Raw genomic sequence first — 23,153 nt, 5'->3', positions numbered from 1 at the left:
TAAAAAAGTGGTGAATGTGAGTAAAAAATCGAAAGATCCTTTCTATAAAAGGGAAAAAGAAAAATACGCGATACCTATACCTAGTCGTGAATTGATTATGCAGGTACTGGAAGAATTTGGCCGTCCAATGTCGCGTAATCAATTAATCTCCAAACTTGAGGTAGACGAGGCTAGTGAACAGGAGGCCCTGGGGTTCCGCTTAAAAGCCATGTTACGCGATGGTCAAATCATGCAGGATCGCCGCGGTCGTTTTTGTCTTTTGCGACGTATCAATTTGCAACGTGGTACCGTACAAGGTCATCCAGACGGTTTTGGTTTTTTCATCCCTGACGATGAAGGGCAGGATATGGTCTTGTCTGCAAAAGAGATGCAAACAGTGATGCATGGTGATTTGGTTCTCGCGTATCAAACCGGTGTTGATCGACGTGGACGTCCTGAAGGGAAAATTCATGAGGTTATTCAGCACGCAAATTCAACTGTTGTAGGGCGTTATTTTACCGAACACGGTGTGGGCTTTGTTATTCCTGATAATAAGCGGTTGACGCAAGATATTTCCATTCCACTGGAATTTGCTGCGAATGCTAAAAATGGACAAATGGTATTAGTGGAAGTGATTGCTTTTCCCAGTAAGCGTAATCAAGCGATTGGTAAAGTGATCCATATCCTTGGTGAGCATATGGCACCAGGTATGGAAATTGAAGTGGCTATTCATGCGCATGGTATTCCTGCTGAATGGCCTGATGATGTTATTGCAGAGGTCGCTAAAATTCCACAGCGGGTGAGTGAAGAGCAATTAAACGGACGTGCTGACTTAAGGGAGTTAGCTTTTGTCACGATTGATGGCGAAGATGCCAAAGATTTCGATGATGCAGTCTATTGCTATGCCAAACCCAAAGGTGGTTATCAGCTTTATGTGGCAATTGCTGATGTCAGTCATTACGTAGCGCCAGGCTCTGCTTTGGATAAGGAAGCGGCAAGGCGTGGTAATTCAGTCTATTTTCCTGGCCAGGTCGTTCCCATGCTGCCAGAAGCGTTATCCAACGGTATTTGTTCTCTTAACCCCAAAGTGGATAGACTCTGCGTAGTTGCGGAAATGGCTATTTCCGCAGACGGGAAAATAACCCGTTCGCAATTTTATCGTGCTGTTTTTCATTCACAGGCTCGTCTTACTTACACGCAAGTAGCGCAATGGTTACAAGAAGGAAAGACGGATGAACAACATCAAGGGCTATGGCCGGCATTACAAGCATTAAACAACCTTTATAATGTTTTATTGCAGGCACGTAAAAACCGGGGGGCAATCGATTTTGAGACGACGGAAACACGCATTGAATTTGATGAAAATAGGAAAATACAACAGATTGTGCCAGTCATCCGTAATGATGCACATCGTTTGATTGAAGAGTGTATGTTGGCGGCTAACGTGGCTACAGCGCGTTTTCTGGAAAAAGCAGAAATCCCTACACTCTACCGTGTTCATTCATTGCCAGATGAAGATAAGATTGCTGCGCTGAGATTATTTCTTGGTGAGCTTGGTTTACAGCTTGGTGGTGGTAAAAAACCCCATCCTAAAGATTTTCAAAAAACAATGGCTGCGATACAGAACAGGCCAGAGAAACATATTATTGAAACGGTCATGTTGCGCTCATTGAAACAAGCACAATATGTTGAAGAAAATGATGGTCATTTCGGTCTGGCTTATCCAGCATACACGCATTTTACTTCACCTATTCGGCGTTATCCGGATTTATTGATTCATCGCGCTATTACCCATCTGATTGATAATAATAGTGTGGAAGAATTTACTTATAGTGACGAAGACATGAGTCGTTTAGGGAAGCATTGTTCTTCTACTGAGCGGCGTGCTGATGAAGCAACAAGAGAGGTTGTTTCCTGGCTTAAATGCGAGTACATGCAAGATAAGTTGGGACAAGTTTTTCAAGGGACCATTTCGGCTGTGACAGGATTTGGTATTTTTGTTGAGTTAGATGAGATCTACGTGGAAGGTTTGGTTCATGTGACGTCGTTACGAAATGACTATTATGCCTTTGATGCAGTAAAACATCGCTTAATTGGAGAGCGCAGCGGGCAGGTGTACCGTTTAGGTGACAAAATGACGGTGTTAGTGGCACGCGTTGATTTAGACGAACGTAAAATCGATTTTGAGCCCGCAGAAACAGAGGCCGTAGATGACTGAGCATTATATTTATGGCGTACATGCGGTCACGGCTCTCCTTAGCAATCGCCCGAAAGCAACTAAAAAATTAATTATTAATCAGGAACGTATTGATAAGCGCCTGGAAGAAATACTTGATTCAGCGGTCAAATACCAAATTCCCGTAGAAAAATTATCAATCCAAAAAATGAACCAACGTTTTACGGATTTTGTTCATCAGGGGGTGGTAGCTATTGCGGCGAATTTACCTGATTATGGCGAGAACGATTTACCCGCCTTACTGGCAGCAAGTAAACAACCTTGCCTTTTATTAATTTTAGATGGGGTGACTGATCCACATAACTTGGGTGCCTGTTTGAGAACAGCAGATGCTACTGGAGTGGATTTTGTCATTATTCCAAAGGATAAGAGTGCAACGATTACTCCTGTTGTCAGCAAGGTTGCCTGTGGCGCAGCAGAGTCTGTTCCAGTCGTACGGGTCACCAATCTTGTTCGTGCCATGGAGACGATTAAACAGGCAGGGGTTTGGATCTATGGTGCGGCTGGCGAAGCAAGTGAGAGCCTTTATGCAACAGATTGTAAATCATCAATGGCAGTAGTAATGGGGGCGGAAGGCACCGGTATGCGTCGCTTGACTCGCGAACACTGTGATGGTTTATTTTCTTTACCCATGCTCGGGGCTGTAAGTAGTTTAAATGTATCCGTCGCAACAGGTGTTTGCTTGTATGAAGTAGTGCGCCAACGCAAACAGTGATAATAGATTGAATCAATCCTCTGCTTTCTTCAGTTTTGGCGAAACATAGAAATTTGATGGCGTGCCGTCCTGAGGGTAATTGGTCTAATATAAATCAGCATTCTATAATAATGTTATGTAAAACTTGAGGTTGACTCATGCGCTCAGCGGAAAATTTTACTAATGCTGGAAAATTAAAAAAAATTAACTGGGCAGCTGAAAATACACCTGCGCATTGGCTAAGGGGCGAGCCGTTTTTAACTTATTTGGGTAATACCTACATTATAGTGACTGCCGACGTTGAACGTTTCACGATCAAGGCTGGATTATCACTTAAAGATAAAATTAAGGATGAACAGCTTAAGTTGGAATGGGCCCAACTGATTGATGAAGAGATTGCTCATGCCTATCAGCATACTTGTGTTACTAATGATCTAAAGCGTCATAAATACCCTATTAAATTTATGATGAAATACTCAAAAGGATTATTTTGGTTAATATCCAGGCTAAGTATTAAAAGTAAATTGGCTTTTGTTTTAGCGATGGAATTTTATGCACATGAATTAGCTACTTCTGCGTTGGAGAACAATCTTTTTCCAGTCGATGAATTGGCAATCTATGATTTTTTAAGATGGCATGCATTAGAGGAAATGACTCATTCCAGTGTTTGCTTCAGAGTATATAAATATTTCGGTGGCGGTTATATTCGACGTGTAACCATCCTGCTTTTTTTTACTTTTTATGCTTCGTTTACAACCCACTTTTTTTTGCCGCTATTTTTCTTTGCTGATCTTGCTCAAAAGCGTAAAGTTAAGTTTAAAAATTTTAATATGGCTTATAGGTTTATGTATGGACGCAAAGGTGCGTTATGGGGAAGACTAAAAACTTATTTAGCTTTCTTTAATCCACGATTTAATCCCTGTGGCACTAAAGAGTTAAGTCTAAAAAAAGAAGGAACTAAGGATAATGTCTAAAGGATCGCTGCCCTATTTTGATTTTCTTATTTCGGAATTGGCGCAAAGAGAACCGTCAATTGAAAAGAGTTTTGGCAAGCATGTGCATTGGGGTTATTGGCCTGATCCATCGCAAGCGCAGTGTAATGATGATGATGATTATTATTTGGCAGCTCAAAATTTAACAAAGAAAATCTGCGCGATTGCTGGTATCAAAAATGATCAAGCCATCCTGGATGTAGGTTGCGGTTTTGGTGGCACCATTTCCGAGTTGAATAGTGATCATTCGGGTATGGTCTTAACGGGATTAAATATAGATAATCGGCAACTTGCCCGTGCTAAAAAACTGGTAAAGGCATCGGGTAATAATAGCGTTAACTTCATAGAGGGAAATGCTTGTACCCTCCCTTTTAAAGATAGTGAGTTTGATAACATACTGGCTATTGAATGTATTTTTCATTTCCCTTGTAGAAAAACGTTCTTTCAAGAGGCTAATCGCGTACTGAAACCTGGGGGTAGCATCACTTTATCAGATTTCATACCGCATCTATTGTTCCTTCCTAACTGCTGGGCAATGAATTTACCTTTCATTAGAAAATTTAATTTTTTTGGATCGTGCAATCTTAACTATACCCTTAATAGCTATAGACGCCTGGCATCCGCGCATGGTCTTAAGATGGAGGTTTGTGATATAACAAAAAACATATCGCCAACCTACCAGTATTTACGCAACCTGACTAAATCTGTCCGTTTAGAGGAGCCTTATAAAAGCCTGGTAGGTAGTTTTACGTTGGGTATGCGATTTTTATCGTGGACGCACCTATTAAGTTATAAAATACTTTCTTTTAAAAAACCTAATTAACATCAGGAGGATAATCAGTATTATTATCCTTTTCTTTTCTGATATTAATTCATAGCCTTCATAGAAAGTGACCGCCTTTCAATATCCATGCCCCTGCTCGGCGCGAATTTGAATGGCGGTGATAAGCTTACTGTCCGACAAATTGCCTGATAGTCCTTGTTAATCGCAGGACAAGTTCATCAATTTCTTTTTCGTTAATGATAAGAGGAGGTAATAGCCGGATCACGGTATCAGCAGTTACATTGAAAAGTACCCCATTCGCAAGACCAATCGTTCGTGCGTCAGTAGCGGGTCTATCAAGTTCGATTCCTAACATGTAGCCTTTGCCACGGATTCCACGCACATTGGGATGCTCGCCTAACTCTAGCATTAATTTCTCTTTAAGCAGGGCAGAGTGATGAGTCACTAAATCGCAGAGTTTGTCACGTTCTATAACATTTAAAACAGTCAATGCAGTAGCGCAAGCAAGCGGATTGCCGCCAAAAGTTGATCCATGATTACCTGGTTTAAACAGGTCGCTGGCTTTCTTATTCATCAGGCAGGCACTAATAGGGATACCATTGCCTAACCCTTTGGCAGTAGTAATGATATCCGGTTGAATATTGGCATGCATGTAAGCAAAAAATTTACCTGTACGGGCATTACCGGTTTGGATTTCATCAAGGATAAGAAGCCAGTCATGCTCCTTGCAGAGTTGCGATACCGCGCGTAAATAAGAATCCTCTGCTGTATAAATCCCGCCTTCCCCTTGGATGGGCTCAAGCATGATTGCGACTACATCATCACGGTTTGCCGCAATGGTGCGTATAGCATCAATATCATTGAAGGGGGCGCGGATAAAACCAGGGACTAGTGGTTCAAAGCCAGCCTGCACTTTACGGCTCCCTGAGGCGGTTAGCGTCGCCATGGTACGCCCGTGAAAGGCGCGCTCCATAACAATAATGGAGGGTGTTTCAATCCCTTTTTTGTGGCCATAGAGGCGAGAAAGTTTGATGGCTGCTTCATTGGCCTCTGCCCCCGAATTAGCAATAAAGATTTGCTCCATTGCACATAGGCTAACTAATTTTTCAGCCAGTAATTCCTGCTCTTTAATATGAAAGGTATTCGAGGTATGCAGTAATTTTGCTGCTTGCTGTTGAATGGTACGGGTTACATCTGGGTGAGCATGCCCCAACCCGCAAACCGCGATACCGCTTAATCCATCTAAATAGGCTTTGCCTGCGTCGTCGTACAACCATACCCCTTCACCATGAGTAAAGGTTACCGGCAAAGGGTTGTAACTGGTAATTAATGCCATCAAAAACTCCTTTATTAGGCTTCTTTCGAAACGCTACTGCATTGGCGCATTAGGTCGTCGATACGGTGCTCGAATTCCTGGCTATTAACAGGGATGCCCGATCATCCAAAACACTGATCGAGCAATCCTAGCGTGTTACTTAACGCATGTTACTCTCAACAAAATCCCAATTTACCAGGGACCAAAACGCCTTGATATAATCCGGGCGTACATTGCGGTAATCAATGTAATAAGCGTGTTCCCACACATCACAGGTTAACAAGGCCTGCTGTCCTGCAGTCATCGGAGTACCGGCATTACTCGTGCTGGTAATTTTTAAGTGACCATCTTTTTCTTGTACGAGCCAAGCCCAGCCAGAACCGAAAGTTGTTGCCGCAGTTTGGGTAAATTGTTCCTGGAAGGCTGCGAATGAGCCAAAATCTTTTTTAATTGCATCAGCCAGTTTTCCAGTTGGTTCACCCCCACCATTAGGACTTAAACAATGCCAGTAGAAAGTATGATTCCAGACTTGAGCCGCATTATTAAATATGCCGCCAGAGGATTTTTTGATAATCTCTTCCAGGCTTAAGTTTTCGTACTCGGTACCAGGAATAAGTTTATTGAGATTAGTAACATAGGCATTATGATGTTTACCGTAGTGGTATTCCAAGGTTTCCTGCGAAATATGAGGTTCTAGTGCATTCATTGCATAAGGTAATTGTGGTAAGGTAAAAGCCATTTGGAAACTCCCTATATTGATTGAGTGCTTAAGTTTAGCAGGATGGTAGACATATTCAATGTTGATAACTCAAGGGATTGTCCTCCTTATCCCAGTGGCTTTAGTTGCTGATTGGTCTTATTTTTGCCATAATTAAAGCTGTTTTTTTATATTTTTTAAATAGGTGTCTAAGTGGATACAATTGATAAGATTAAACAACAGATTAGCGAGAACGCTATACTATTATACATGAAAGGCACCCCTAAAATGCCTCAATGCGGATTTTCAGCGCGTGCTGTACAATGCATCGATGCTTGTGGTGTCGATTTCGCTTATGTTGACGTGCTAGCCAATCCAGATATTCGCCAAACCTTACCTCAATATGCTGATTGGCCTACATTTCCGCAATTGTACGTGAAAGGTGAGTTAATAGGTGGTTCAGACATTATTTTAGAGCTTTATCAGCAAGGTGAGCTTGAGTCATTATTACGAGATGCGGTTGCCCTTTAAAGTTGGTTATTGATATGCGTATCTGGTGATGCGCACCATTAAGGAGAATATAGATGAGCGTTTTGGTTGGACGTAAAGCCCCTGATTTCACAGTTCCTGCTGTGCTAGGCAATGGCGAAATAACAGATAAATACAATTTGCACGAAGCATTGAAAGGAAAATATGGTGTGGTGTTTTTCTATCCACTCGATTTCACTTTTGTTTGCCCCTCAGAATTAATTGCTCTTAATCATCGTATGGACGAGTTCAAGAAGCGTGGTGTTGAAGTGGTGGCCGTATCTATTGATTCGCAATTCACACACAATGCTTATCGCAATACAGCGGTGAAAGAAGGTGGTATAGGTCCCGTACAATTTACCATGGCGGCAGATATGACTCATACGATTTGCCAATCTTATGGGGTTGAACACCCGATTGCCGGTGTTGCTTTTCGCGGTGCATTTATTATCGATAAAAATGGTATGGTGCGTTCACAAATTGTGAATGATTTACCTATTGGCCGTAATATCGATGAATTGATACGCATCATTGATGCCGTACAATTTTTTGAAGAGCATGGTGAAGTTTGCCCTGCTGGTTGGCAAAAAGGCCAGGCAGGAATGAAAGCCTCTCCTAAAGGAGTGGCTGAGTACCTCGCTGCCCATTCTGACAATCTTTAATCCTATTGCACATGCCAGTTTAAGAACTGGTATGTGCATCACGCCATGTGTTCAACATAGTACAAAATAATTCTGCTGTTTTCTCGGCATCGTAAATTGCTGAATGAGCTTCATTGCTGTCGAAAGCGATTCCTGCTGCTTGAGCCGCTTTTGCCAATACAGTTTCACCATAGATAAATCCGGCCAGTGTCGCAGTATCAAAACAAGTAAATGAATGAAATGGCGATTTTATTTCTGTTCGTTTGGCGGCTTCTTTTATAAATAGTAAATCGAACCAGGCATTATGGCCAACGAGGACAGCACGCTGGCATTTGCTCTTTTTTAAAGCTTGATTAATAGGAGCAAACAATGTTTGTAAAGCCTGTTTTTCATCAACGGCAAAGCGTAAGGGTTGGAAAGGATCAACTTGAATAAACTCGAGTGATTTGGCATCCAGTTCGGCACCTTCAAAAGGTAAAATATGCTCAAAATAGGTGGCCGTTGGTATAAAGCAACCCTGCTCATCAAGATCGATTAATACGACACACATTTCTAATAAAGCATTTTTATAAGGATCGATGCCAGCGGTTTCTACATCAACAACAACAGGCAGAAAACCACGAAATCTACTCTTTAATTGTGTTCTTAGGGCAACATCACGTGGGCTCATACGGACTCCATTGTAATGTTTCACCAGCAGCAACGGGGACCACCGAGTCCTGTCCGAGAGGTAATGTATCCGGTATGTGTTGAACCTCTTTTCTTAGTATAAGCTGAGTTTGATTAATCGGCAGATGATAAAATTCAGCACCAAAGCGCCCCATAAAGGCATCGAGTTTTGCAAGTCGATTTAATTCATCAAAAACCTGGGCATACATAGCGACAGCAAAGGGGGCGGAATAAATGCCAGCACAGCCACAAGCATTCTCTTTGTTGATTTTAGCATGGGGTGCGCTATCGGTACCGGCAAAAAATTTTTTATTACCGCTTATGGCCGCTTGTTGCAAAGCACGTTGGTCGCTTTCGCGTTTTAAGATAGGTAAACAATAATAGTGGGGTCGGATACCGCCGGCCAACAATTGATTACGATTATATAATAAATGATGGGGGGTTATGGTTGCTGCGACGGTTTCAGGTGCCTGTTTAACAAATTCTACCGCCTCTTGGGTAGAAATATGTTCCAGCACTACACGCAGTTTAGGAAAATTTTTAATGAGGGGGCTAAGGCAACTGGTAATAAATTCAGCTTCACGCTGAAAAATATCACCTTGAGTCACTTCACCATGAATTTGCAAGACCAGATCCTGCTGTTGCATGACTTCTAATAAAGGATAAATCGCCTGAAGCGAGCGTGCCCCTTCCTCAGAATTAGTAGTGGCGCCAGCAGGATATAGCTTGGCTCCCAAAATATAAGGCTGCTGTTTAGCTTGTGCCAAATCGTCGGGGAGTACTTGCTCATTTAAATATAAAGTCATAAAGGGGGTAAAATTTTGGTTGCCCAATGCCGCCATGATGCGTTCACGGTAGGCTAACACAGCAGTAACTGAGGTCAGGGCGGGTTTCAGATTAGGCATGACCAGTGCACGGGAAAAATGTTGTGCTGTTGCCGGTGCAGTATGCTGCAGGAGCAGGTCATCGCGAAAATGGACGTGCCAATCATCCGGGCGAGTAATCGTTAAAGTTTGCAAAGTAAAGGTTCCTCTAAAAATGCCGATACGAAAGCATATCATGGTTTAGTGGACTGGATGAGCAAAAAATGGCATTTAAGCGCTTCATCACATCAGGAGTTTTAGGAAGTATTTTCCTTTACTGTTGGCCCATTAATGGCTGCCTGGCTGGTATCAGTGTCCACTATGAGAGTCCTATGGGCGATGAAAACTGGCGAATGAGTGGCAATCGTTTACGGTGTGGATTGTCTCTTACTGTCCCCAATTATGGTATTGCCTACTTTGAACAGTACGCTGCAAAGCCAAGTCACTTTATTCTAAGTAAATGGCAACAAGTGGAACGACGATTACCGGCTGTAGTATTTGCTGCCCCTCCGGTTTGGAAACCAGGAGGCAATTCTTATCTCATTGCAAAAACGTCAGTAAATCCTGGTGAATATGGTCTTTATCTCCCACGCGATCCAGCGATCAAATTATTAACTTATTTGGCACAAGGATACCAAACACGATTTCAATATCAGTCAGAACAAGGCTTTGCAGTGACTGTTTCGTTGTCGCCAGCAAACTTCCAAAAAGTGTATGCAAAATATCAGCGTTGTTTGGGGAATCTTCTACCCTTTGATTATGCCAGTGTGCGGGAAAGTATATTACTCTTTAATACGGACAGTGATGAGTTAAGTGATGCGGCAAAACAACAATTAAAGAAAGTTGCTGAATATTGTCGCGCTGACCCTCTGGTTAAACGAGTGAAAGTTGCAGGTTATACAGATGACACCGGTAGAAAATCGTATAATAACGCTGTGTCAGAAGGACGGGCTAAATCAGTAGCAAATTACCTGTTAAGCCTTGGTGTGCAGCAGAGCCGTTTATCAGTTACCTGGTATGGCGTGCAAAATCCGGTCGCTCCAAACGACACTGAAGAAGGAAAAGCTGCAAACCGTAGAGTGGTCATAAAGATATATAAATAAATCAATCAAGCTAACAGTCTCCCTATCCTCATAAAAAATCATTGCGCTGAATACACTTTATCTGATAGAGTCAACTAACCTTAGCCAACCTATTGATTCAAAATATTTAATGTTCTCTATAAAACTATTTTTTATGATGAATATTAAAATTTGGTTTGCTAGACGAAAGGCTTTTTTTCTTTATTGTCACGGATAATTAATTTGCTACTTGAAGTAAGTGATAGTGAATTAATTAGTGTGGTCATAAAAGAGTCATCGCCGTGTTGTAAAGCAAATTATTTATCGAATTAATAGCGAAATTTTGTAGAAATAGTGTTGACTTTGATAAAGTAGCGCTTGATAATTTGTCCATGTACGTTCTCGGATAGAGCGATGATTGCGTACTGTAGTCAACACCAAGTTGTGGTTTGACGGCTAAACGGGAAATTAATAATAAAAAAGTGGAGATGAAGCATGTTAAATTTGAAGAAAACAGCGGTAGCTGTTCTTGCTTTAGGTAGCAGTGCAGTATTTGCTGGAACCATGGGTCCAGTTTGTACCCCTGGTAACGTCACCGTTCCTTGCGAAAGAACTGCATGGGATTTCGGTGCATATGCCCTGTACCTTGAGCCCGTCTATGATGCTGACTTCGGTTACCGTCGTCTGAATCCTACTGTTGTTGACGGCGTTTCAACTCGTTTTGGTGATTTAGATCCTGATTGGGGATGGGGCTTCAAGATTGAAGGTTCTTACCACTTCAGCACTGGTAACGATTTGAACGTTAACTGGTACCATTGGGAACATGATACTACTCATACTTATGCTGGTGCCTTCGCATTCAATGGTGTTAACTTCGGTCCTTTCAGCGTTTACAACCGTTTCGAGCCTAAGTGGGATGCTGTTAACATTGAGTTCGGTCAACACGTAGATTTCGGTGAGTTCAAAAACATCCGTTTCCACGGCGGTTTCCAATACGCTCGTATCGAAACTGATTACAGAGATGCTGTTACAGGCGTTTTCCTGAACTCAACTAACCACAGATACAACGGCTTCGGTCCTCGTGTTGGTATGGACATGTCTTATGACTTAGGTAATGGTTTCGCTATCTATGGTAACGGCGCAACTGCTATCCTGGTTGGTGACAGCAAGTTCAACACTAACGTTGCTGTATTCCCAGCTTCTTTCAGCTTCTCTGGTTCTAAGACAGCTATTGTCCCTGAATTAGAAGCTAAAGTAGGTGCTAAATACACTTATGCTATGGCACAAGGTGATTTAACTCTGGATGCTGGTTGGATGTGGGTTAACTACTTCAACGCTAACCACTTTGCAACTTTGACTGACGTTAGAGAAAGTGACTTCGCTGTACACGGTCCTTATGTTGGTTTGAAGTGGGTTGGTAACGTGTAATTTGTCAACCGACAATGTTTTATTAAAGCCCATCACTTGTTGATGGGCTTTTTTTTGAGATAAATGGAGTGATCATGCTGAAAAAAACAACCATAGCTATTCTTGGCTTGGCAGTCAGTAGTGTTGCCACGGCGGGAATGTATTCAACTCCTCCAGCGCCTTCTTGCGCTCCTGGGGATGTCACCGTTCCTTGTGCAGCAAGTCAATGGGATATTGGCGTGCAAGCTCTTTATTTAAAGCCAATTTATGATGCTGACAAAGGTTATGATTATAACAGCACAACAACCACGAATGGCGTTAAGGAATGGGATGGTGATTGGGGTTGGGGCTATCGTTTGGAAGGTTCCTATCACTTCAATACTGGAAATGATATTACTATGACTTGGATGCACTATGACGTGGATACAAGGAATAGTGGTTATTTTGGAGTAACACCTTTTTCTGCCACGAATGTTCCTTATAATTTGTTTCTTGACAACAAATTCGATCAAGTGAACTTGGTCCTGGGGCAACATACCGATATGGGGCTGTTAAAAAATGCCCGCTTTTACGGTGGCTTACAGTACGCAGACATTCGAATTCATGCTGTAAATAACTATACGGCAACACCTGCGGTAATTGCTGCGCTTGCTCCTGCTGGTTTCCGCCAAACCCGTGATTCCGAGTTTAACGGTGTAGGTCCTGTTGTTGGGGTTGATTATGCCTATGACTTGAATTCAAGTTTTAGTATAACTGCCAATGCAGCGACCTCTATTCTGTATGGTTCAAGTCGTTATACTACTGGCTTTGTTTTAGCTCCAAGCGGTTTGGTGCGTAATGATGTCTATGCAAGTAAGAAATCGATTGTCCCAAGTCTTGAGGCCAAAGTAGGTGTTAACTATGCCTATGAATTGGCGCAAGGTGTGCTCAATCTTGAAGGTGGTTACCAGGTTGTTAACTATTTTAATGCCTTACCAACTAGAAAATTTACGGTTAACGGACTTGTTCCTGGCACTGTCCGCGTTCCAACAAACAGCGATTTTGGTCTTTTTGGTCCCTACTTCGGTTTGAAATGGGTTGGTAATGCCTAAAATTGATAGTTAATACTCCTTCTGAGGCCCATGAAAATGGGCTTTTTTTTTTGCCTGCTGTTTTAATGTTTTCTATTCATAAGTCCATAAGAATCAAACAATAAATATTGTGCACAATCACTGGCCAATAAGTTCAATGCACGATATAATCGCCTCGCCAAACTATCCAGGAAGTAAAAAAAACATTCAGGAGTACTCCTCGTGAAACATAAAGTATTAATAATGATCGCGATCGCGATTTTCTCAGGCTCGCTTTTTGCTGCAAATAATGAACAACTGCAGCGCGAAATTTTACGTTTACAACGCCAGACACAGGCACTACAGACTCAATTAAACCGTTTGCAAAAACAGTTAGTGACTCAATCTGTAAATAAGCCTGCGGTGAAGGCCAGTCGATCCAAGCAAGCTAGCAAAACGACATCAAGCAGCAAGCCTGTACGGGCAAGACAACCTGTACAAGTTAAAAAGAGAGTAATCAAAAGGCCGGTAGAAGTAGGCCGATCTCAGTCTGCAAAGCCGCCTGCGCGGCATAGCGATGAACCAATTAAATCGTATCATACAAGCGCACTAACGGTTCATACAGTAGATGACAATCGGGATTCAAGTAATTTTTACCCTACAGCCTTACTTGCTGATGGAAAAGTAATTACCTTCATTGCAGGAACTCCGGTAGTAACCGCTCCTTATACAGGTGATAGACCAGCTTTTGATGGTTCAGATTATATCGTCAATATTTCAAGTATTAACCGAGATATTCGCTTAATGCAGCAACGACGCCGCCTTTACCGTGCCTATGAAAGTATAGGGTACCCGGTTCCTAATGTCCCTATTATTGCTTTAAGTGGAAAAGCTGAACCTGTTGCCAACTTTAACCGCTCCTATGCAGGCAACACCACTGGTGATATCGATTTAGGTTCTAGTGAGTTTGATGTCGCAGCAATGTTGAATGATAAGGTAGAAGCATTTATGTCTGTTGCTTACGATGAAACACCACCTTTGGTGAGTGGTCCCCGCGTTAGCAATTCGGCTTTCCAATTAAACATGGGGTTTGTCAATATTGGTGATTTGGATCAATCCCCCTATTATTTCACTGCGGGACAATTATACGTACCCTTTGGTCGTTACTCTAGTGCAATGATCAGTTCTCCTTTGACCTTACGATTAACCAGAACAAAATCTCGGCCTTTCATTCTCGGTTATAAATCGCAATATGACTCTGGACCTTACGCCGCTGTCTATGGTTTCCGATCAGATACTACATTGGGAAAATCGGGTGTAGGTGGGGTCAACCTGGGTTATACGATCAAATCAGGTGATATGGCTGGAGAAATTGGAGCGAGCTATATAGGTTCGATCGATGATTCAGCAGGAATGCAGGATACTGGTTCGTCTCCTGGTACAACCTTTGGTGGTTTTAGTTCGATAACCAATGGTAATGAGCGAGTAGGTAAAGTACCGGGTTTAGGTGTTCATTGGAACATGAATATCGATCGCTATAACTTTACTGCCGAATGGGTGGGCGCTACAAAGGCCTTTAGAACACAAGATTTAAGTTTTAATGGCCGAGGAGCAAAACCACAGGCTATCCAGTTAGAAGCTGGCGTAACCTTTATGAGTTTTTGTAAGCCCTCATCGTTCTCAATCGGTTATCAGTGGACCAAAGACAGCTTGGCCTTAAATTTACCCAAGCGGCGGTTGGCTGGCGTATATAGCATTTCGATATGGAAAGATACTGTTGAAAGCCTTGAATACCGTCATGACAACGATTATAGAATCAACCAATTCGCTAATGGTGCATCACCTCCAAACGTGGTCAACCAAAATACAATTGGTACTGGTCGATCTTCCGATACTATACTTGCCCAAATCGGTGTGTATTTCTAAAAAGAGTGAAAAGCAGTTTTATTACCGCGCAGTCAATTGCGCGGTAACCTTTTTGACAGTCATCCTTAAAATCCTATAGAACACGGCTTATCCCCCAAAATCCTGCTATGCTTAATCAAATAAGTGGTAGAACAGGATGTTTTATGCGAATTCTACATACCATGCTGCGGGTTACAGACCTGGACAAATCCATTGCTTTTTATACCTCCATGCTAAATATGAAATTAATAAGCCATAAGGAATATCCTGAAGGGCGTTTTAGCCTGGTTTTTCTCGGCTATCCCGATAGTCCTGGAGGATCACAGTTAGAGCTTACTTATAACTGGGATAAGACCAGTTATGAGAAAGGTGATGCATACGGACATATTGCGATTGCCGTGGACGATGTCTATCAAGCTTGTGCCCGCATTAAAGCCCAGGGCGGGAACATTGTCAGGGATGCAGGTCCCATGAAATATGGCGATATTATTTTAGCATTCGTTAAAGATCCAGATGGTTACCTAATCGAGCTGTTGACTGACAAAGGTGCGATCTGATGAGTGGGAAACTGATACATCGTTTAGTTGTCTTGTTAAGTTTACTGGTTATTCTATTGCCCGTGATTGCAGCACCTGGGAAAGTGATTGAACTCAACATTAATGGGGCAATAGGCCCTGCAACAGCCGACTATTTGTCACGTGCTATCCATGATGCACAGAATGGCACAGGCCTTATTTTGATCCAATTGGATACCCCGGGTGGTCTGGATAAATCAACTCGCCAGATCGTACTGGATATTCTTTCTTCCAAAGTACCTGTTGTAACGTATGTTTCACCTAATGGAGCCCGAGCCGCCAGTGCAGGGACTTTTTTGCTTTATGCCAGTACGGTGGCTGCCATGGCACCCAGTACCCATTTAGGAGCAGCCAGTCCTGTCAACCTGTTGGGTGATATTGATAAGCCAGACAAGACGACAAAGCAGAAATCAACAATGGACAAAAAGGTAACGAATGATGCGGTTGCCTATATTCGTTCCCTTGCCCAACTACGTGGTCGTGACGCCGTATTTGCACAAAAAGCAATTCTGGATGCAGCGACATTAACTGCGAATGAGGCTCTTAAAGCCGGTGTGATTAATATCGTCGCTAAAAATCGCGCTGATCTTCTAACCCAATTGAATGGTTTAATTGTGATCCAGGATAACCAACGAATTCAGTTAAACACAGAGGAAGCAGAGGTAGAGAGCATAACTCCCGACTGGCGAACACGATTTCTACAGATCATTACAGAGCCGACAGTGGCCTACTTGCTTTTACTTTTGGGGATATACGGTATTTTTTTTGAATTGATGAATCCAGGATTTATGCTCCCTGGTGTTGTTGGTGCCGTAGCAATTTTATTGGCTTTATACGCCCTGCAACTCTTGCCTGTCAATTATGCGGGCCTTGGCCTGATTATTCTCGGTATTATACTGATCACCGCAGAGGCGTTTACTCCAAGTTTTGGGACTCTCGGTTTGGGAGGGACGGTATCTTTTATTATTGGTTCTGTTTTGCTTATTGATAGTGATCATACCAGTTATCAAATTGCCTGGTCAGCGATTTGGGCGATGGCAGCAGTCAATATAGTGTTTATATTTGCCTTGTTTACGATAGCGATTAAATCAAGAAAACAAAAAATACAACACGGCGTTGATATTCTACTCGGGGCTGAAGGCCGAACTTTAGGAATCGTTGATCCCTGTGGTCAGGCAGTCATTAGAGGGGAAATTTGGAGTGTGCATGCGAGCCAACCTATTCCTGCAGATAAACGTGTAAGGGTGGTTGCTACCAAGGGTCTACAATTACAGGTAGAAGAGATCAATCATGACGCTGATTGCAATATCAGCAGTAAGGATGCCTAAGGGGAAAATCATGGCTTCATTCTTCGGGTTCTTTGTAATTCTTGTCATTTTCATACTTCTGGCTGCGTTTCGTGTACTTAGAGAATATGAACGGGGTGTCGTGTTTATGCTGGGCCGCTTTTGGCGGGTTAAGGGACCAGGACTGGTGATTATTATTCCTGGTGTGCAACAAATGGTTCGTGTTGATCTACGGACAGTGGTAATGGATGTACCTAGCCAAGACGTTATTTCACGCGATAATGTTTCTGTTCGAGTTAATGCGGTACTTTATTTCCGGGTTGTTGACGCCCAAAAGGCAATTATTCAAGTAGAAAATTATTTTGAGGCAACCAGCCAATTGGCACAGACTACTCTGCGTTCTGTTCTAGGCCAACATGAATTGGATGAAATGCTGGCAGAACGGGAACAATTGAATAGTGATGTGCAAAAAATATTGGATGCGCAAACGGATGGTTGGGGTATTAAAGTGTCTAATGTGGAAATCAAGCGTGTCGATTTGGATGAAAGTATGATTCGCGCCATTGCGAAACAAGCCGAAGCGGAACGGGACAGAAGGGCAAAAATTATTCATGCAGAAGGTGAATTACAAGCCTCAGAAAAACTATTACAAGCTGCGCAAGTGCTGGTGAAAGAACCACAGGCTATGCAATTACGTTATTTGCAAACGCTCGCCAGTTTAGCAGGAAGCAATACTTCGACGGTTGTTTTTCCCATGCCGATCGAACTGGGAGAGTTTTTACGGAAAATGAATAATAAATAATAGGCGTTCGATTGGCATTTTTCTGGCGTGCGTCGACAGGATAGTAAAAGTAAACTGCCCTTAATGCCCTGTTTTTGGCAAACATTCATAATGATATTCGTATTCATAGGTTATCTTCTTGTGTAGAGGGGACGAAAAATCGATAATTTTCTGAATCCGCGTACATGAGTCTATGTTTTCTTGACGGTTCTTTGCTCTTTCTTTTTTCCTTTCTGCGGCGTTCGCAGTATTTGAACTGCTTATCGTATAAGGGGATGTCCATTCTTTTCCATTTCACTGGCAAAATGGAGTTTGAATTTTTCGTTACTGGACCCTGGGGAGGGATTAAAGATAGGAATGCTGATGTCCATCTTGCCCTCAGGATCGGTTTGGCAAATTACTTCGGCAAAAAAGGTGGCAGCGAGTTCAGGATCCCAGCCATACACACCAATACCTAGCGGTTGAATAAACAGAGGGCGTTGCAGGACCAAGGCGTCATTTATTGCTCCTCTAAGTGCTTCCTTGTATTGTGCCTGCAAATCCTGTTCAGAGAGAGTCTTGGCAAAGGTCAATCCTTTATGCCCCAATTTATCAGGTACGGTGGCTACACCGCCAAGATAATCATCTTGTTTGGCAAGACGGCTATAAGCGGGCATTTCTTGTTTTTGCTGATGGAAATTATCCAATTGCAACTGTAAGGCAGCAATCCAACCACCAGGTAGATTTTCGTGATGAAGATTTTTGTCAAAATACGCTTTAAAGACGGTGAAGCCTGCACCCATACTGGCCACGGTGTGGCAGGTTACCGTGCCCGCACAGACAATAAGAGAATTTTTTTTGGGTTTGGCATTAATGGGTGTTTGGATGGGCATAAGATGACTCCAAATAGATGCAAACTACCTTGATAATATAATAATAACTGTAATTTTAAGGCGAGATATTCTTTTTACGGTAAAAATAATATACAATCCCGGGTTATTTTGTAACCCAGTTTATAGTTAAAGATTAGGGAACAATCAATGAAATTTAATAAACATCTTTTGGCATCCTATTTGTTTCCAATTGCAAATCGCCTTTTATCTCCTCTTAATCTGAAGTTGTCAACCAAGAATACTCCAAATAGAGATTTTGGCTCCTTTATTGGCCATTTGAAAAGACTTAATTTTCATATTAAAACCGTTATTGATGTCGGGATCGCTTATGGTACGCCCGCGCTTCATAAATTTTTGCCAGAAGCAAAGTTTTATCTGGTTGAGCCTGTACCTCACTGTTTACCTTTACTTAAAAAGCTTGAGAATACGATTGGTGCTACTACTCATAATGTGGCTGCAGGTGCAGAAGATAGTGAAATTGAATTTTTTCTCCACGATGACATTTCTGGCTCAAGTTGCCTACGCCAATGGGAGGGGGAATCGTTTGACGGGAAAAAAATTACAGTGCCTTTGAGACGATTAGATACGTTGATTCCCCAAACAATAGCACGTCCAAGCTTGTTGAAGATAGATACACAAGGTAATGAGTTAGAAGTATTGAAAGGCTCTAAAGAGCTCTTGGATAAAATTGATATTTTAATTATCGAAACCTCTTTTCATGAGTTTCGTAAGGGTGCTCCTGAAATTCATGAAATTATTTCAACCATGGTTGATTTAGGTTATCGCTGTTATGAAGTATTAGAAGGCCATTATCGCGCCATTGATAATGCCCTGGCGCAGGTTGATATTGCATTTGTTAAGCATGATTCGCAGCTTCGATCTTCAAAATGCTTTTTTAGTGAAGAGCAATTGGAAGACTATTTATCAAAGCCTAATCCACAAGCACTAATTAATATTTAATAAGTTGGTTATGAGCCTTCCTTCTAAGCAAGGAAGGTTTTGTACTTGTACTAATAAAATGCAATGTCAGCGTGATTTTCTCTGATTGATGGGGCCTGCCCATCAATCCTGTTACTGTGGATATCTGAATGTTTAAAAATCTTTTTATTTTCCCCCTGATTCTGATCTGCGCTGAAATGGCAGTTTTTCTTTCAACGGATATGTATCTGCCTGCTTTACCCGATATGATGCATGATTTGGATGTCTCTACCAGCCTTGTCCAGCTCACTTTGTCTGCTTGGTTTTTAGGCGGTATGTCGATGCAATTATTTATAGGACCTATTTGCGATCGAGTTGGCAGACGTCCGGTTTTTATAACGGGTATGTTAATTTTTGTGTTATCCACTTTCGTATGTGCAATCGCACCTAACATTAGCATTTTGATTGCAGCGCGTTTTTTTCAAGGGTGTACAATCTGTTTTATCATCGTTCCCGGATATGCCAGTATCCATGAACTCTATGACCAAAAGAATTCGGTTCGCCTTTTAGCGACAATGAGCAGTATTACGGTTCTTGCCCCTGCTTTAGGTCCTTTCCTCGGCGGGCTTTTGGCGACATTAACAAATTGGCGGTGGATTTTTCTATCTTTATTTGTTTGGGGTCTATTAATTACGGGTTGGGTTCTGGCGCGTATGCCAGAAACCCTGGCGGCTGACAAACGCACACCACTCAATCTCCCTTTTGTGTTAGGTCAGTATAAAAGTATCGTGACTAATTGGCAGTTTATGCATTATTTATTGCCCTATTGGCTTATGTTTTGCGGTTTCATGAGCTGGCTAGTTTGTGGACCTTTCCTGGTCACTAACGAATTTCATTATAAGCCACTTTATTTTGGAATTTTTCAGTTACTGGTTTTTGGTTTTTATATGGTTGCTAACCGATTAGTACGGTTTCTTGTAGACAAAATGAGGCTTAATCAGCTAATTGAGCTGGGATTGTTTATTCTATTGGCAGGCAGTCTTTTTTCTATGGCCACGTCGTTGATCTACCCCTCGCATTTATTTGGGCTAATTGGCGGCATCATGCTTTTTGCTTTTGGTTTTGGGCTTTCTTCCGCATCGCTGCAACGCTTGGCGATTGAATCATCCGATGCCCCTATGGGTTCACGAATGGCTGTATTGTCAACTGGCCTTGGCATATCGGGGTTATTAGCCACGGGGTTAGTGAGCCTGACTTATCATGGCAAATTAAGCTCACTTGCTTCTATCCTTTTTGCAACGGCCGTAGGTGCTTCCATATTGTATCGAAGTGGTAAACGCTACCATTTAAGCAGTATTGATAATGAAGAGCCCCTGGTAAATGAGGGATGAAAAATGATTGGAGCAAAAAAATTTAGGTTGTTTCTGAAAGCTCAAGGCTATTTTTCCGGGGAGAAAAAGCCAGATTTGTTAACCAATTTTTACTAGGTACTTCGTACCATTTATAAATAAAATAGGAAATAGATAGCAAGCTTAGTAAGGCAATGAAGAAAGTTTCAGTTTTATTGAACAAAGTGAATTTCCTGGTTAAATAGATAACGCAGGTATAGACGGGAAATTGGATTAGATAAACACTGTAGCTGATATCACCTAACATGATTAATTTTTTTCTTAACCAAGTGCTCTTTATCTCAATAAAGGGCGTGAGGCTTATAATAGCCAGGGTTAAAAGCGAATAACAAAAACGTCCAAAACCATAACTTGGATTTCCAACAATTTTATCTAATACCATATAAATAACGAGTAAAATCAAAATCATCTTTACTAGAAGTTGCTGTTTTTGACGCAACTGTGTCCGATAACGCTCATAGACGATGAATAAAAGAATTCCTGCCATAAAGAAATAGAAGTGATTGAGCGGGTTTGTATAAAGGGGCCAATTGGCTACTAATTCCTGGACATGTTCGGTTGAATTATAGGTATAAAGATTAGTATTGTTTAAAAACTGGTAATCCACCCTACGTTTCGCACCAAGATAAACGATTTTTATAATTATTCTGTTCAATAGCCAGGCAGGAGAAGCCTGTGCCACGCGCAGATTCTGCGGCAAGTCCATAGATTTCAAGAGCATACTGACCAAAATAAGAAATGATTTGTTGATGTACTGGTTTTAGATTAGTTACCACACGATGTTTTTGATCGTTTGTCAGGATGGTTACAACAGCTATCACGTTCATCAGCTCAGCAATCCATTTCATTGTGGGATTTTGTACTGGCTTACCCAGCTGATTGGGAAGTGCTTCATCATGCTCCTTTAAGCATTGCCTGATGTGAGCTTGAGCAAAATTGTACACCATGAGACAAAGCGTCATTACCATCATCAAGGCTGTAATTCGCTCAGGTGTTTTAAGGAAGAAAGAGTCCAGTTCGAAGGCATTGTTTTTCATGAATTTAAAGCTTGATTCGACACAGGATTGCTCTTTATATTGTTGAAGCATGGCATGATTATTCAATAGCGAGCTATCACATTGATTACTGGCCAAAATAAAGCGTCCCAGTGTTTCTTTTTTAGCACCCACCCTCTCCAGACAGGTAGAAAGACAGGCTTGTATTTGATATCCAATCACCATTTTTTGAGCTCCAGGTTTTGGGCGACCTTTCCCTGTATGGCGTTCAACAGGTAGAATCTCATAATGAATTTGGTGGTATTTGAGTGATTTGATGAGCGGTTTTAATGCCTGCTTTGCATCGTCAGGACATTGAAAGACCTGGTGACCAAGATGCCATAAGGATTTAATGAGCTCTTGAGATTTTTTATCCAAATGCCTCTGAAAAGTCTTTAGCTCTCGCAACCTCGCCTGTTGCGACTCAATCAAAACCCAGCGTTGTGGAATACCATAAAGAACCGTTTCATGAACACTTCCACGATAGTTTGCATCAAACGGCTCCCAGGTCAGAGCATCACAAGGCTTGTTCAACAATACTTTGGCTTCATTAAGCTGTGCAGGTACTCGGGTTATCCAAAACACGTTATTGAGGCTTGCCAACTGCTCTGGAACATAAAAGGCGGCATCAACCACAAAACAAAGGCCATCAGGCATCCCATGAATACTTTGTGTAAACGCTTGCACCCTCCTAACCGTCTCTTGGAAACTTGTTTTATCACTACTATTCCCATCTAAGGCCTCCATCCATAAGGGGATATTCGCAGCTCCTCCTTGTACTAGTGACAGCATCACTTGCTTTAGATCAGAGCGATTCGCTTTGGAATATCCGTAGTCTGGTTGCGCAATCCCGGGCGCGGCCTCTTCTGTGTCATAGCGGCCGTAAAGAACAAAGCTTGTACTGTCTAAATGCAGTCTCTGGCTTAGTAAATTTTTTTCTCGGGCAATCTCAAAAGCCAATTCCGAATAAAGCCTGGTCACACCGTATTCTGCGATTTTATCCAGGCAGCGACCAAGACTGTCATCATTCAGGTGTGCCGCGTCTAGTTCTGAACCAAGCAGTTGAGCCACAGGCTTATCTTGGAAAAAATGCGGCGTCATATACAACCGGCTATTCATAAAACCCAACCCATTGATAACCATCGCCGCTACTCGACGACCATAGCTTACCACGCCTCCTTTTTTTTCATTTAACTCAAGGCGTGCATCAATTCTCTCTATTATCCCTAATTCTCTAATCGTTGCTGCAACAAGTCCTAAATGCCCCAATTGCTCTGAACTTACTGTATCTCGATTCAGCATCCTTCTCTCCAATAGGTCTTTGGGAGACAAGGGTACCTGATTCTTCTCTTGTGGGCTGTGATCTTTTTCTTATATCGGCTTGATCTTTTTCTCAATTTAACTAATGCGATAATTCCTTGGGGATAATTCTAATTTTAGCTTTTTCATGCTGCGGAA

22 protein-coding genes are annotated in these 23,153 nt (G+C 42.0%); 15 read left to right on the top strand and 7 right to left on the bottom strand.

All coding sequences use genetic code 11. From position 1 onward, the window contains the following. Positions 1–16 precede the first annotated feature (16 nt). The 4 genes from rnr to DYC89_RS15135 all read left to right on the top strand — a co-directional run bounded on the left by rnr (position 17) and on the right by DYC89_RS15135 (position 4,724). Complete coding sequence (gene rnr, locus DYC89_RS15150; RefSeq protein WP_115222544.1) at positions 17–2,197, top strand: ribonuclease R; 2,181 nt, start codon at positions 17–19, stop codon at positions 2,195–2,197. After that, positions 2,190–2,930: a 23S rRNA (guanosine(2251)-2'-O)-methyltransferase RlmB gene (rlmB, locus tag DYC89_RS15145; RefSeq protein ID WP_115222543.1), complete on the top strand. Its 741-nt coding sequence runs from the start codon at positions 2,190–2,192 to the stop codon at positions 2,928–2,930. The genes rnr and rlmB overlap by 8 nt, the downstream gene beginning before the upstream one ends. A 137-nt stretch (positions 2,931–3,067) precedes the next feature. Continuing rightward, positions 3,068–3,883: a metal-dependent hydrolase gene (locus tag DYC89_RS15140; protein ID WP_115222542.1), complete on the top strand. Its 816-nt coding sequence runs from the start codon at positions 3,068–3,070 to the stop codon at positions 3,881–3,883. After that, positions 3,876–4,724 carry a class I SAM-dependent methyltransferase gene (locus tag DYC89_RS15135; protein ID WP_115222541.1) on the top strand — a complete coding sequence of 283 codons (849 nt, stop codon included), beginning with the start codon at positions 3,876–3,878 and terminating at the stop codon, positions 4,722–4,724. Before DYC89_RS15140 ends, DYC89_RS15135 begins: the two co-directional genes overlap by 8 nt. Before the next feature lie 127 nt (positions 4,725–4,851). Here the strand turns inward: DYC89_RS15135 and DYC89_RS15130 are convergent, their stop codons facing one another. Both DYC89_RS15130 and sodB read right to left on the bottom strand, forming a co-directional pair. Continuing rightward, the gene (locus DYC89_RS15130; RefSeq protein ID WP_115222540.1) at positions 4,852–6,021 is read right to left on the bottom strand and encodes an aspartate aminotransferase family protein; all 1,170 of its coding nucleotides are present in this window, start codon (positions 6,019–6,021) and stop codon (positions 4,852–4,854) included. Positions 6,022–6,160: 139 nt separating this feature from the next. Further along, positions 6,161–6,739: a superoxide dismutase [Fe] gene (sodB, locus tag DYC89_RS15125; protein WP_115222539.1), complete on the bottom strand. Its 579-nt coding sequence runs from the start codon at positions 6,737–6,739 to the stop codon at positions 6,161–6,163. Positions 6,740–6,910: 171 nt separating this feature from the next. Here sodB and grxD point away from each other — a divergent pair, with 171 nt between their 5' ends. Both grxD and DYC89_RS15115 read left to right on the top strand, forming a co-directional pair. Continuing rightward, the gene (gene grxD / locus DYC89_RS15120) at positions 6,911–7,228 is read left to right on the top strand and encodes a Grx4 family monothiol glutaredoxin (RefSeq protein ID WP_058445881.1); all 318 of its coding nucleotides are present in this window, start codon (positions 6,911–6,913) and stop codon (positions 7,226–7,228) included. Positions 7,229–7,281: 53 nt separating this feature from the next. Continuing rightward, positions 7,282–7,887 (top strand): peroxiredoxin, encoded by a 606-nt coding sequence (locus DYC89_RS15115; RefSeq protein ID WP_115222538.1) that lies wholly within the window; start codon positions 7,282–7,284, stop codon positions 7,885–7,887. Between the two features lie 19 nt (positions 7,888–7,906). Here DYC89_RS15115 and rnt read toward each other — a convergent pair whose 3' ends face one another. After that, positions 7,907–8,536, bottom strand: coding sequence for a ribonuclease T (rnt, locus tag DYC89_RS15110; protein WP_115222537.1), 630 nt, complete (start codon positions 8,534–8,536; stop codon positions 7,907–7,909). Continuing rightward, positions 8,523–9,554, bottom strand: a complete 1,032-nt coding sequence (gene pyrC / locus DYC89_RS15105) for a dihydroorotase (protein ID WP_115222536.1) — start codon at positions 9,552–9,554, stop codon at positions 8,523–8,525. The genes rnt and pyrC overlap by 14 nt, the downstream gene beginning before the upstream one ends. Positions 9,555–9,622: 68 nt before the next feature. Between pyrC and DYC89_RS15100 the strand changes: the two genes are divergently transcribed. The 7 genes from DYC89_RS15100 to DYC89_RS15070 all read left to right on the top strand — a co-directional run bounded on the left by DYC89_RS15100 (position 9,623) and on the right by DYC89_RS15070 (position 17,483). Continuing rightward, positions 9,623–10,501, top strand: coding sequence for a flagellar protein MotY (locus tag DYC89_RS15100; RefSeq protein WP_115222535.1), 879 nt, complete (start codon positions 9,623–9,625; stop codon positions 10,499–10,501). Positions 10,502–10,954: 453 nt separating this feature from the next. Further along, positions 10,955–11,887, top strand: a complete 933-nt coding sequence (locus DYC89_RS15095) for an Lpg1974 family pore-forming outer membrane protein (protein WP_115222534.1) — start codon at positions 10,955–10,957, stop codon at positions 11,885–11,887. A gap of 74 nt (positions 11,888–11,961) precedes the next feature. After that, the gene (locus DYC89_RS15090; RefSeq protein ID WP_115222533.1) at positions 11,962–12,957 is read left to right on the top strand and encodes an Lpg1974 family pore-forming outer membrane protein; all 996 of its coding nucleotides are present in this window, start codon (positions 11,962–11,964) and stop codon (positions 12,955–12,957) included. A gap of 201 nt (positions 12,958–13,158) precedes the next feature. Beyond that, positions 13,159–14,841, top strand: coding sequence for an LbtU family siderophore porin (locus DYC89_RS15085; protein WP_115222532.1), 1,683 nt, complete (start codon positions 13,159–13,161; stop codon positions 14,839–14,841). Positions 14,842–14,984: 143 nt separating this feature from the next. Further along, positions 14,985–15,377, top strand: a complete 393-nt coding sequence (gloA, locus tag DYC89_RS15080; protein ID WP_115222531.1) for a lactoylglutathione lyase — start codon at positions 14,985–14,987, stop codon at positions 15,375–15,377. Continuing rightward, positions 15,377–16,723 (top strand): NfeD family protein, encoded by a 1,347-nt coding sequence (locus tag DYC89_RS15075; RefSeq protein WP_115222530.1) that lies wholly within the window; start codon positions 15,377–15,379, stop codon positions 16,721–16,723. The genes gloA and DYC89_RS15075 overlap by 1 nt, the downstream gene beginning before the upstream one ends. A 10-nt stretch (positions 16,724–16,733) precedes the next feature. Next, complete coding sequence (locus tag DYC89_RS15070) at positions 16,734–17,483, top strand: slipin family protein (RefSeq protein ID WP_115222529.1); 750 nt, start codon at positions 16,734–16,736, stop codon at positions 17,481–17,483. 239 nt (positions 17,484–17,722) lie between these two features. On the opposite strand, the gene DYC89_RS15065 is transcribed toward DYC89_RS15070, so the two are convergent. Beyond that, a complete protein-coding gene (locus DYC89_RS15065) occupies positions 17,723–18,334 on the bottom strand; it encodes a hypothetical protein (RefSeq protein WP_115222528.1) in 612 nt (203 codons plus the stop codon). 147 nt (positions 18,335–18,481) lie between these two features. Between DYC89_RS15065 and DYC89_RS15060 the strand changes: the two genes are divergently transcribed. Together DYC89_RS15060 and DYC89_RS15055 are read left to right on the top strand one after the other, a co-directional pair. Continuing rightward, complete coding sequence (locus DYC89_RS15060; RefSeq protein WP_115222527.1) at positions 18,482–19,294, top strand: FkbM family methyltransferase; 813 nt, start codon at positions 18,482–18,484, stop codon at positions 19,292–19,294. A 128-nt stretch (positions 19,295–19,422) separates the two neighbouring features. Then, positions 19,423–20,643: a multidrug effflux MFS transporter gene (locus DYC89_RS15055; RefSeq protein WP_115222526.1), complete on the top strand. Its 1,221-nt coding sequence runs from the start codon at positions 19,423–19,425 to the stop codon at positions 20,641–20,643. Between the two features lie 22 nt (positions 20,644–20,665). Here DYC89_RS15055 and DYC89_RS15050 read toward each other — a convergent pair whose 3' ends face one another. Continuing rightward, positions 20,666–21,268, bottom strand: coding sequence for an acyltransferase family protein (locus DYC89_RS15050; protein ID WP_181879428.1), 603 nt, complete (start codon positions 21,266–21,268; stop codon positions 20,666–20,668). A gap of 1 nt (position 21,269) precedes the next feature. After that, complete coding sequence (locus tag DYC89_RS15045; RefSeq protein WP_115220201.1) at positions 21,270–22,997, bottom strand: IS1634 family transposase; 1,728 nt, start codon at positions 22,995–22,997, stop codon at positions 21,270–21,272. Positions 22,998–23,153: the final 156 nt, after the last annotated feature.

It is taken from the genome of Legionella donaldsonii (assembly GCF_900452385.1).
GTDB lineage: Bacteria > Pseudomonadota > Gammaproteobacteria > Legionellales > Legionellaceae > Tatlockia > Tatlockia donaldsonii.
The sequence above is the reverse complement of the archived record's forward strand: the minus strand, read 5'-3'. Positions and strand labels throughout refer to the sequence as shown.